10 protein-coding genes and 1 tRNA gene are annotated in these 11959 nt (G+C 29.7%); 7 read left to right on the forward strand and 4 right to left on the reverse strand.

Annotated elements, in window-relative coordinates; all coding sequences use genetic code 11:
• Positions 1-13 precede the first annotated feature (13 nt).
• From CQA75_RS03245 to CQA75_RS03255, 3 genes are read left to right on the forward strand one after another with little or no spacing between them, the layout of a single operon-like run.
• Complete coding sequence (locus CQA75_RS03245) at positions 14-1078, forward strand: tyrosine-type recombinase/integrase (RefSeq protein WP_137623631.1); 1065 nt, start codon at positions 14-16, stop codon at positions 1076-1078.
• On the forward strand, positions 1068-2843 hold the full coding sequence (locus CQA75_RS03250; RefSeq protein ID WP_137623632.1) for a bifunctional chorismate-binding protein/class IV aminotransferase: 1776 nt from the start codon (positions 1068-1070) through the stop codon (positions 2841-2843). Before CQA75_RS03245 ends, CQA75_RS03250 begins: the two co-directional genes overlap by 11 nt.
• Entirely contained in the window at positions 2840-3406 is a 567-nt protein-coding gene (locus CQA75_RS03255) for an anthranilate synthase component II (RefSeq protein ID WP_137623633.1), read from the forward strand. The genes CQA75_RS03250 and CQA75_RS03255 overlap by 4 nt, the downstream gene beginning before the upstream one ends.
• Here the strand turns inward: CQA75_RS03255 and CQA75_RS03260 are convergent.
• Together CQA75_RS03260 and CQA75_RS03265 are read right to left on the reverse strand one after the other, a co-directional pair.
• The gene (locus CQA75_RS03260; protein WP_137623634.1) at positions 3403-4671 is read right to left on the reverse strand and encodes a D-serine ammonia-lyase; all 1269 of its coding nucleotides are present in this window, start codon (positions 4669-4671) and stop codon (positions 3403-3405) included. The two genes, CQA75_RS03255 and CQA75_RS03260, sit on opposite strands and share 4 nt — an antisense overlap.
• A gap of 10 nt (positions 4672-4681) precedes the next feature.
• Positions 4682-5965 (reverse strand): GntT/GntP/DsdX family permease, encoded by a 1284-nt coding sequence (locus tag CQA75_RS03265; protein ID WP_137623635.1) that lies wholly within the window; start codon positions 5963-5965, stop codon positions 4682-4684.
• Between the two features lie 188 nt (positions 5966-6153).
• Between CQA75_RS03265 and fspA the strand changes: the two genes are divergently transcribed.
• The 4 genes from fspA to CQA75_RS03285 all read left to right on the forward strand — a co-directional run bounded on the left by fspA (position 6154) and on the right by CQA75_RS03285 (position 9187).
• Complete coding sequence (gene fspA / locus CQA75_RS03270) at positions 6154-6588, forward strand: flagellum-secreted nonflagellar protein FspA (protein ID WP_246023737.1); 435 nt, start codon at positions 6154-6156, stop codon at positions 6586-6588.
• Positions 6589-6646: 58 nt separating this feature from the next.
• Positions 6647-7903, forward strand: a complete 1257-nt coding sequence (gene murA, locus CQA75_RS03275; RefSeq protein WP_137623636.1) for a UDP-N-acetylglucosamine 1-carboxyvinyltransferase — start codon at positions 6647-6649, stop codon at positions 7901-7903.
• Positions 7900-9066 carry a molybdopterin molybdotransferase MoeA gene (locus tag CQA75_RS03280; RefSeq protein WP_137623637.1) on the forward strand — a complete coding sequence of 389 codons (1167 nt, stop codon included), beginning with the start codon at positions 7900-7902 and terminating at the stop codon, positions 9064-9066. Before murA ends, CQA75_RS03280 begins: the two co-directional genes overlap by 4 nt.
• A 46-nt stretch (positions 9067-9112) precedes the next feature.
• Positions 9113-9187 (forward strand) — tRNA-Gly (locus CQA75_RS03285).
• Positions 9188-10237: 1050 nt separating this feature from the next.
• On the opposite strand, the gene lepB is transcribed toward CQA75_RS03285, so the two are convergent.
• Positions 10238-11089, reverse strand: coding sequence for a signal peptidase I (gene lepB / locus CQA75_RS03295; RefSeq protein WP_137623638.1), 852 nt, complete (start codon positions 11087-11089; stop codon positions 10238-10240).
• Between the two features lie 8 nt (positions 11090-11097).
• The gene (gene folD, locus CQA75_RS03300; protein ID WP_137623639.1) at positions 11098-11946 is read right to left on the reverse strand and encodes a bifunctional methylenetetrahydrofolate dehydrogenase/methenyltetrahydrofolate cyclohydrolase FolD; all 849 of its coding nucleotides are present in this window, start codon (positions 11944-11946) and stop codon (positions 11098-11100) included.
• Positions 11947-11959: the final 13 nt, after the last annotated feature.

The following is an 11959-nucleotide window of genomic DNA, read 5'->3' on the forward strand; positions in this document are numbered from 1 at the left end:
TGGGAAAATAAAAATGAAATATCCTTTAGATTGTGAAGAAAGTTTTGAAAAATCTTTTTTATTTTGGTTGGCCAAATATGTAAAATTTAAACTCAATTCTCTTTCAAATAAAGAACTCAAAAATCCAGAAATTTTAGCTAAAATCAATTTTGCGCTTACCAAAGGCATTTCAAATATAGAAGAATTAGATGCTTTAGCAAAAAAAGCAAGAAATATAGGTTTAAGCGGAGTTAATACCTATTTTAATCCTTTAAAAAAGCTTTTTGAATATTTGAAATTTTATAAACTCCATTCTTTAAAACAAATCGATGAAGAGCTAATCGTTGAAATTTTAGCCAGTATTACGGGATCTTTATCTGATGCAAGTAAAAAAAATCACAGAATTGCTGTGATTAATTTTTTTGATTTTTTAGATAAACAAAATGAAGAGGATGGTAAATCTCATATCTTTGATATTAATCTTAAAAATTGGGCAGGAATTACAGGTTCTAAAGGTGTTAAACTGCCCGAATTTATGAGCGAAGAAGAAGTTAAAAAATTTCTTGATGCTATAGAAAATGCTGATTTTAAAAGCAATACTATACGCAATCAACTCATTATCAAAATCATCATTTTTACAGGAATTCGAGTCAGTGAAGCTATCAATATAAAAATGGGTGATATTAGCGAAGAAAACGATCTTTATCTTATAAGAATAAGATCAAAAGGTAATAAATACCGTATTGTTATGATTAAAAAAGAACTCATAGAATATTTACTTAAAAATGTCCAAATAAACTATATGAGCAAAGATACCTTGCTTTTTGTCAATAAAAAAGGCACTCCCCTAACCCAATCTTACGTTAGTCGCATCGTCGAGCAACTTTTATTTCGCGCAGGAATTCGCAAACAAAAAAATGGAGCGCACATGCTGCGTCATACTTTTGCTACTTTGCTTTATAAAAAACAAAAAGATTTAGTTTTAGTGCAAGAAGCCTTAGGACATGCGAGCTTAAATACCTCAAGAATTTATACTCATTTTGATAACGACAAATTAAAACTTGCTGCACAAGTTGCAAAGGAGATCAGTGAGCGCTGAAAATTTTGCAGTTTTTGGAAGGTATTTGTATTATGATCTAAAATACATTTTAAGAGCTTATAATCAAAAACAAAGTAAAAAATATTTCAATTTTGCAGAAAAACATAAAGAAAAATTTTATTTTATAGTCCTTGTTGATTATGAATTTTATAAATATTTATATGATGATAATTTTAAAAGTAAAGAGGCTTATTTAGTGTTTTTTGCTTACAAAAAAAGGAGGGAATTTTCTGTTTTTTCTATTGATGAGGATAGATTTTTACCCTCTTTTTACGATGGGCTTAATTTTCAAAACTATAAAGAAAATTTTTTAAAAGTTAAAAAAGCAATTGCCAAAGGTCAAAGCTATCAAGTCAATCTCACTCAAAATTTTCATTTTAACACTTTGCTTGATGGTTTTGATTTATTTAATCTTTTATTAAAAAGACAAAATACACAATTTAAAGCTTATATTAAAGATGAAAATCGAGAAATTTTATCTTTTTCTCCGGAATTATTTTTCAAAACTAAAAATAATACAATCATTACAAAACCTATGAAAGGAACAATCAAACGAGATAAAGATCCAAAAAAAGATAAGGAAAATAAACTTTTTTTAAAAAATGATATTAAAAACTTAAGCGAAAATGTGATGATTGCTGATCTTCTAAGGAATGATCTTTCTAAGCTTATTAAAAAACAAAGTATGAAAGTAAAACTTTTTAAGATACAAAGCTACCCTACTTTACACCAAATGACTTCTATAATCAAGGGCTCTTTAAAGAAAAATATTGATTTTTATAAAATTTTCAAAGCTCTTTTTCCTTGTGGATCAATCACCGGTGCTCCTAAAATTGAAACCATAAAACTCATCGAAAATCTTGAAAAAAGAAAACGTGGAATTTATTGTGGTTCGATAGGACTTATACATAAAAATAAAAGCAAATTTAGCGTTGCAATACGCACTTTAGAAAAAAGAGAAAATTATCAATACAGCGTAGGCGGTGGTTTGGTTTGGGATTCTAATTTAAATGATGAATTTGATGAGTTAAAATTAAAGACTAAATTTTTAATGCCTAAAGATTTTTTTCTTTTTGAAACTATGTATTATAAAAATGGCAAAATTCTGTTTTTCAAACAACACCTACAAAGGCTTTTAAATTCGGCTATAAAATTTGATTTTAACACTCAAATTTTACTTAAAAAATTTGATCAAATATTGCAAGAAAAAACCGATGTAAATGAGTTTTTAAATCTAAGTATCCACAAACTAAATAAAAAGCTTTTTTTTAAAGAGCATAATTTATTTTATACTAGCAAACTTGAAACTAAACACAAACAAGCCATTGTAAAACTTACTTTAGAAAAAAATGGAAATTACCATATTTCTTATAATCATATAAAAGATAACACAAACAATACCCTATTTTTAAGCAAGGAAAAATTAAATTCAAAAAGTGATTTTTTATATCATAAAAGTTCTATAAGAAAATTATACGAAGATAAGGCTTCATCGTGGAAAAATAATTCATGCTATGACATAGCGTTTTTCAATGAAAAAAATGAACTTTGCGAAGGATCAAGAAGTAATATACTTATAAATAAAAATGGTAAATTTTATACGCCACCTTTAAATAGCGGCTTATTAAATGGAATTTATCGCTCTTTTTTGGTGCAATTAGGCCATGTACAAGAAAAAAATCTTTATGAAAAAGATTTGATAGAGGCGGATGAAATTTATTGTATTAATTCTGTTAGGGGCTTAAAAAAGGTTTATTTGCAATGAAAAAAATTTTATTTATAGATAATTACGATTCTTTTAGCTATACCATTATTTTTTATTTAAAAGAATTAGGATATCAATGCAAAGTTATTAAAAATGACGAATTTAAAAAAGCAAAAGATTTAAGCCGATTTGATTTTACTCATCTAATCATCTCCCCAGGTCCAAATTCTCCCGAAGAATCAAAACTAAGCCTTAAAGCTATAAAATACTTTAAAAAAAGTAAAAAAATTTTAGGAATTTGCTTAGGACATCAATGTATAGCCAAAGTCTTTAAGGGCGAAGTTAGCAAAATGGAAAATCCAACCCATGGCAAAACTTCAACCCTTATTTTTAAAAAAGATCCACTTTTTAAAGGCATAAAAAAAGATATTAAAATTTGTTTATATCATTCTTTACATATAAGCAAAATGCCTAAAAAATGTAAAATTTTAGCCAAAAATTCTCAAGGTGTTATTATGGCAATTAAGCATAAAAAATACGATATTTATGGAGTTCAATTTCATCCTGAAGCCATTTTAAGCCAACAAGGTAAAAAAATACTCCGTAATTTTATGAAAATTTAACCCAAATATTTTTCTCCTTCTTGAATAAATTTTTGCATTTCTTTAGATGGTACCATATTACCCCCTGTAGCCCAGATTAAATGAATAGCATTAGGATGAATATTGTTTAATTCCTTATTAAACACCAAGCCTTTTACTCCAGCTAGCGCAGATGGTTCTAAGTCTATATTTTCAATTTTATGCATTAAAGTTAAATATTTATACATATTTTCATCACTCACGCTAAAACAACCATCGATAACATTTTCAAGGATTTTACCTACCAGTTTTGAAGCCCTGCCAACAGCTAAACCATCCGCAGCTGTTTTATTATCCAAACCTATATCATTAACCGATATTAAATTATGTTTTTTAGTGTATAAGCCAAGCATCATACACGGACTATGCGTTGGTTCAGCAAAAAAGCATTTAACATTTTTACCAAATTCACTTTTAAGGCCATAACTTATACCCCCTGGACCTCCGCCAACTCCACAAGGTAAATATACATACAAAGGTCTTTTATCGCTAATAATAATATCTAAAGCTTGTAACTGACCACTCAGTCTTTTTGCGGCTACACTATATCCTAAGAACAAATTTTTAGAATTTTCATCATCTATAAAGTAACAAAATGGATCATTTTGAGAACTTTTTCTACCCTCTTCTACGGCTTTACCATAATCACTTTCATAGGTTATTACTTCACATCCGTGTTCCTTTAACATTTGTTTTTTCCATTCTTTAGCATCATTACTCATATGGACACTTACTTTAAAACCGAGTTTTGCACTCATAATGCCTATAGAAAGTCCTAAATTGCCCGTTGAGCCTACAGCAATTTTATATTGACTTAAAAATTCTTTAAATGTAAGAATTTTAGAATAATCATCTTCTACTTTCAAAAGCTTGTTTTGGAGAAGTAAATCTTCGGCGTGTTTTAAAACTTCATAAATTCCACCCCTTGCTTTAATAGAGCCTGATATTGGTAAATGTGAATCTAATTTTATAAATACATCTCCATTGATTTTTACATCTTCTAAAATTTCTAATTTTTCTTTAAAAGTATTGACACATTGTAAAGGACTTTCTATAATACCATTTGTTTTCAAAGTAACAGGAAAAAGAATTTTCAAAAGCGGAGCAAAACGATCGAGTCTATCCCTTGCGTCTTCAATATCTTCATAAGTAATTCCTTTTGAATTTAATTCTTCTTTTAAATCAGAACTTAAATGATCATTAAGCCAAAAGCTTTCCTTCATTTTCTTTAAATTTTCTAATAACATTTTTCATCCTTTAAATAAAATTTGATAAAATAAAACTTAAACCTAGCCCCGTTAAAGAAGCAATGGCGGTTGCACCTGTATAATATTTAAACATTTCTTTTATATTTAATTTTAAAGTTTCCTTAACAAGCCAAAATAAACTATCAGTAACTATAGTGCAACCTATAGCACCGCTACCAATAGCAAGACATAAAACTTCTTTACTTACACTACTTTCAAGATTTAAAACAATCCCAGCAGCGCTAATCATAGCTACTGTAGCACTCCCAACGCTAGCATGTAAAATGATAGCAATAAGCCAAGCTAAAAAAATTGGATTAAGTTTTAAATCACTCAAAACTGTTTTTAAGGCATCGCCAATGTGACTTTGAATTAAAATTTCATTAAAAGCACCTCCTGCACCAATTATAAGCAAAATTCCAGCAATTTGAAAAAAAGAATTTGAACTCAAATCTAATAAATTTTGCATACTATAGTTTAATCTCAAACCTAAGGTATAGTAAGATACAAAAACACTAATTAAAAGGGCTACTATAGGATTACTTATAAAAACGATGATATTATTGTGAAATAAAACCTTACTGAGCATCAAAATTAAAGGTAATAATATAGTAAAATAAGTCGTGAAAATTCCAGGGGTATTATCTTGCAAAATAGTTGTTACCCCTAATTCGTCATCTTTATCAAAGCGAAAAAATTTTAGATAAATAATGCTTCCAAAAAATGCACAAGCAAGACCTACTAACAATGAAAAAATAATCACTTTAGAAATATCTGCTCCCAAAGTTACAACTATAGTTGTTGCTGCTGGGTGCGGTGGAACTAAACAATGAACACACATCAGCGAAGTTGCTAATGCCACACCTATTTTTATTCTTGAAATTTGCATTTGTTTGGCTACAACAAAAATTAAAGGTGCTAATAATACAAAACCTACTTCAACAAAAACAGGAATACCTGCTATAAAACCAACCAACATCATTGCGATATCTGCTCTTTTCTTACCTAGTAAAGAAAGTAAAGAATTTGCAATCACTCTTGCGCCACCACTTACTTCAAGCATTTTTCCTAAAATCGCACCGCATCCTATAATGATCGCTAAAAATCCCAAAGTTCCTCCTACTCCTTTTTGAAGAATATCCCCTATATTTTCTAAAGGAATTCCAGTAGCTAGAGCTACAAAAATACTCGCTAAGCAAAGTGCTAAAAAAGCATGAATTTTTAATTTTGTTATGGAAAAAACTACAAAAACAATAGCCAAAACAAGAATACAAATTAACGCAAAATGACCCATTTTTTTCCTCCTTATTTTTAACTATTTTAATATTTTAGAAAAAGAAAGAAAAATAAAACTAAATTAAATTTTGATACTTTTTGAAATTTTTCTTTATTGTGTTACCTTTTGAAGCGTTTTGTAATTTTTTAAAATCAATCTATAAATTTTTAATAATAAAAGTCGATATAAAACAGAAAAAGGTTTTAATGCAGGTAAATTTTCAAGAAAAAACAAGTTTATATTTCAGCAAAAAAACAGGAATGGACTTAAAAAAAGATGATGGTAATTCCAAGACTATTCAAGACAATAGTGCAGTTGAAGTCACTATTTCCAAAGAAGCAAAAGAATTAGATGATAAAAATTCAGAGAAAAAATATTCCATAACTGTAAGTCAAGAAAAAATTCCAAAAAATAGTGATGAAACTCAAGTTGGACAAGGTGGCAGTGGAAATGCTGCCCTCGATACTTTAATAGCAAAATTGGCTGAAATTTTAGCAAAAATTACAGAATTAACGCAAAAAATGGCTAATGCTAATGATCAAATGAAGGCGATTTATCAAAAACAAATCGAGGTTTTAACTTCACAGGCTAATACTATAGAAGCTCAAATTCAAGAACTAGAAGCTCAAGATCAACAATAAACTTTCACAAAGAAAAAAAAGTATATAATTAGCCCAAAATTTAAAATCAAGGCAAAAAATGACTTTTTTAGAAATTGAAGGTGTTGATTCTTTACAAGGTGAAGTTCAAATCAGCGGTGCTAAAAATGCCGCCCTACCCTTAATCGCTTCCACTATACTTGCTAAAAATGAAGTTAAAATGTCCAATGTTCCTAATGTAGCAGATATTAAAACCTTAATATCCTTGCTGGAAAATTTAGGCGCAAAAACAAATTTTGAAAATAATACTGCAATTATAAACACAAACACTCTTAATCAAACCATTGCCAAATATGATATCGTGCGTAAAATGCGCGCTTCTATACTCACACTAGGCCCACTGCTTTCACGTTTTGGGCATTGCGAGGTTTCATTGCCAGGAGGTTGTGCGATAGGCCAAAGACCTATTGATTTGCATTTAAGTGCTTTAGAAAAAATGGGGGCAAATATAGAGATCAAGCAAGGTTATGTGATCGCAAATGGCAAGCTTAAAGGGGCTGAAATTCTTTTTGACAAGATCACTGTTACAGGCAGTGAAAATATCATTATGGCTGCAGCTTTAGCCAAAGGAAAAACTAAGCTTTTAAATGTAGCTAAAGAGCCAGAAGTTGTGCAACTTTGTGAAATATTAGCCGATGCGGGACTTGATATTAAAGGTATAGGAAGCAATGAACTTGAAATTTATGGCACAGATGGCGAGCTTTTAAATTTTAAAGAATTTAGCGTAATTCCTGATAGAATCGAAGCGGGAACTTATCTTTGTGCAGGAGCCATCACCAATTCACAAATCAAACTTAAAAAAGTCAACGCAGAACACCTAGGAGCTGTTTTAGCAAAACTCGATCAAATGGGTTTTAAAACCCTAATAGAAAATGACAATATCACCCTATTTCCAGCTAAAAAAATAGAGCCTATAGAAATTTTAACCAGTGAATATCCAGGTTTTCCAACCGATATGCAAGCGCAATTTATGGCTTTGGCTTTAAAAGCAGAAGGAACAAGCATCATCGATGAAAGACTTTTTGAAAACCGTTTTATGCACGTAAGTGAGCTTTTAAGAATGGGAGCAGATATTAAACTTAACGGGCACATTGCAACCATAGTAGGCGGAAAAGAACTCAATGCGGCTGATGTTATGGCTACAGATTTGCGCGCTTCTTCAGCTCTCATACTTGCTGCTCTTGCTGCTAAAGGCACAAGCAGAGTGCACCGAATTTATCACTTAGATAGAGGTTATGAAAATTTAGAAGATAAATTTAAAGCTTTAGGGGCTAAAATCACAAGGCTTGAGGAATGAAAAATCTTTTTGAAACCTTAAAAGATTTAGAAAAAGAAATCAAGCCTTTAGAAGAAATTGAAATCATTAGTCTGGAAAATGCAAAAAATCGCATCCTAGCAGAGGATCTTTATGCGCAAAAAAATTTACCCAGTTTTGATAATGCGGCATTAGATGGCTATGCTTTTAATTATGCGGATTTAAAAGAAGCTTTAAGCATAAAAGGCACTATCTTTGCGGGAGATAATAAAACTTATGAAATTGGCAAAAATGAATGTTATAAGATTATGACTGGAGCAAAAATGCCAAAAAATGCTGATACGATTTTAATGATCGAGGATGAGCATTTAGAAAATGGCAAACTTATTATCAAAAAAATTCCTAAGCAGTTTAACGCAAGACGTTTAAAGGGTGAAGAATTAAAAGAAGGTGAATTTTTACTCAAAAAAGGCACAAAGTTAAATTCAAGACATATTGCCCTACTTGCCTCTCAAGGAATTTATAAAATTGAAGTTGTAAGAAAAATTCGCGTAGGCATTTTTTCAAGTGGCAATGAGCTTAAAGAACCTTGGCAAATTTGTGATGAAGAAAGCATTTACAATGCTAATGCATTGCCGCTAATGACTATGCTAGAAGAATGTGAAATTCAATATCTTGGAATCGTAAAAGATGATTTTAACATAGTTAAAGATACTCTTTTTAAAACAAATTTTGATCTTTTAATCACTTCCGGTGGTGCAAGTGTGGGTGAAGCTGATTTTTTAGAAAAAGCCTTTGATGAGTTAAACTATAAGGCTATTTTCAAAGGCGTAAAAGCGCGCCCTGCTCGTCCTAGCAAACTTTATAAAAAAGATAAACAATTAGCCTTAGTTTTACCAGGAAATCCTATGGCGGCTTATCTTTCTTGTTTTATTTTTGCTAAAAAAATTATTGATTTACTTTGCAATACTTCTCATAAATCTTTTAAGATTAGTGCTAAAATGGGTGTTGATCTAAAAATTAAAAAAGGAAGAAATAATTTCATTTTAGGAAATTTAGAAGATGAATTTTTCATACCTTTTAATAACAATCAATTTGGATCAGGCATGATACTGCCTTTAATTAGTAGTGAATTCTTACTCATAAGTGAAGAGGATGTAGAAATTTATCAAAAAGGAGATCAAATACAGCTTTTAAAGCTCTAATTCTTGACAAAGAATAAAAAATTTATTACAATTTCGCTTTTACTTTGCGGGAATAGCTCAGGGGTAGAGCACAACCTTGCCAAGGTTGGGGTCGCGAGTTCGAATCTCGTTTCCCGCTCCACTTTGATTCTTTCTTAAAAATTTAATACAATTTATCCTATACCCTATTTTAAACAATTAAAAGAATATGATTTATTTTAAATAAAGAATTAGCAATATTGCTAAAAAACAATATTGCTAAAAAACCAAACTTTAATTTAGAATGATTAATCTAAAGCTAAAAGAGTGAAAGATGAAGTCAAGGAAACTAATTTAGCTTTAAACTTACTCTTTGAAAGATGTTCATATCTTTAAATATTTTATGTTATTTAAAGATAATTGAAATTATACTAAAAAATAATTAAAATTATGAAATTAATTTTTTTTATAATTTAAATAAATAAATTTTATTAATTTTAAAGCAATATTTTTTTATTTTATATTGATAATGAGTGAAAATAACACAAAAAACTACTTTTAATATAATGCCAATCAAAAAAAGGATTTTTATACAATATAACACGATGATATTTTCTTTTTTGGCGCTGGATTTTCAAAATCTTTAATTAACTCTTACCCCACCCTTTCTGAATTATCAAAATACTTTATAGATAATGATTTTATATAAAAATGAAGAATAATTTAGAGCAACTTTTAACTTATCTTACAACCCTATTACCTTTTAAAACAAGAGGGGATGTTTTAAGAGGTGAAACGTCTTATCTTGAAAAGACAAAAAAATAAGCAAATTTTTTATAAAATTACAAGCAAATGAAAAATTGATAAAAAATGCTAAAAGGATTTTCATTCTCTATGATCCATTGTTTATCTTTTTCAAAATATGCCTTATATCTAAATAAAAATGATTATAAAATATACATTATAAATGCTAAAAGCGATATCGAAGGCAAAATAAAAAGTTTTAAACAAGGTAAGTGCAATTTTAGTTTCTGTTGTGGCGATAATTTAGAAAAATTATCCAAACATTTAAATTTACACTCAAAACTAAAAACGTTTTTAAGAATAATTTTTAATTTTAATAAAGATAAAAAATATTTTTATAATTTTTGAATTTTTATTGCAGAGTATTGAAAGGTATTGAAAATTTCTAAAGAAATTTTCAATTACTGTTTTAGCCTAAAGTGTCATTTTCATCATAGTCATGAATATAAGCATCGTTATTTTCCAAAGTCTCAACACTTCTTCCTATTCTTTCCCATCTAACAATACCTTTATTATCATCCCAAGAAAAATACACAAACCAAGGCTCCCCTTCTATAAATTTATAAGGAACACTCCCCCAAAAACGACTATCATACGAATAATCTCTATTGTCTCCCATCATAAAATATTCATCTTTAGGGACTTCAAAAACATAAGCATTTCCACCATTAAAACCTATCTGATCTCCAAGTTCTTTAAAATAAGTTGGCGACATAGCAAAATCACCTATATTAAAATGTGCCGATATATCACTTTCTATATCTTTTTTTGGATCATAATGAATCCCTTTTTCTTTATAAGGCTCTTTAACATAAATTTCCCCGCCAAGTTTAACCAAATCTTGAGGATAATGAGTGCGCATAAATTCATCGCCCTCATGCATTCTTACATAAAGGGTTTTATTTGCATAAACTATCTTATCTCCCCCTACTCCAACGCAACGTTTGACAAAATGCTGTTTTGTATCTCTAGGATATCTAAAAACCACTATATCCCCTCTTTTTGGTCCCGATCCTGCGATTAAATGACCATTTTTATTAAAATCTGGCAAAACAGGAATTTCTAACCAAGGAATATGCGGAGTTGGGATACCATAGCTGAATTTTTTCACAAATAAAAAATCATGTATCAATAAGGTATTTTTCATAGAACCGCTAGGAATTACAAAAGCTTGCATAAAGAAAAACATAACCAAAAGAACAATAACAACCGTCCCAGTCCAAGACTGACAAAATCTATAAAGTTTTTTAAAAAAAATCATGAATTTTCCTATTTTAATCTATTTTTAGCCGATCTTACCGTATTTTCTAAAAGCATAGCAATAGTCATTGGCCCAACTCCTCCAGGAACTGGAGTGATAAAACTTGCTTTTTTTGAAACATTTTCAAAATCAACATCACCTACTATTCTACCATCATCAAGGCGATTGATCCCAACATCTACAACAATCACTCCCTCTTTTACCATATCAGAACGTAACAAATTCACACACCCAGCCGCTACCACAATTAAATCAGCTTTTTGAGTGTATATTTTTAAATCTTTTGTTTTAATATGACAAATACTCACCGTCGCACCGGCATTTAAAAACATCGTAGCCATAGGGCGTCCGACTATATTTGATTCTCCTATAATGACAACATCTAAGCCTTCTAAATTGATTTCATAAGATTTTAAAAGCCTCATAACCCCAAGCGGAGTGCAAGGTAAAAATCCACTTTCTAAGCCTAAATTTAAATATCCTACATTGATAGGATGAAAACCATCTACATCTTTACTGCTTATGATACTTTCTAAAATTAAATTTTTATTAATATGACTTGGTAAAGGTAGCTGCACTAAAATTCCATGCACACTATCATCGTAATTTAAAGTATTAATGAGTGCTAAAAGTTCATTTTGGGTTGTATTTTCATCAAGATGATACACTAAAGACTTAATTCCACATGCTTCACAAGCTTTAGCTTTGGAATTCACATAAGTTTGACTTGCAGGATTATTGCCAACCAAAATCACAGCAAGACAAGCTTGCATACCCTGTTCCTTAAGCATTTGATTTTTTTCTTTAAGCTCTTCTTTGATTTTTAAACTTAAGGCTTTACCATCAAGTAAAATCATTACTTTCCTTTAT

Source organism: Campylobacter taeniopygiae, assembly GCF_005406225.1.
GTDB lineage: Bacteria > Campylobacterota > Campylobacteria > Campylobacterales > Campylobacteraceae > Campylobacter_D > Campylobacter_D taeniopygiae.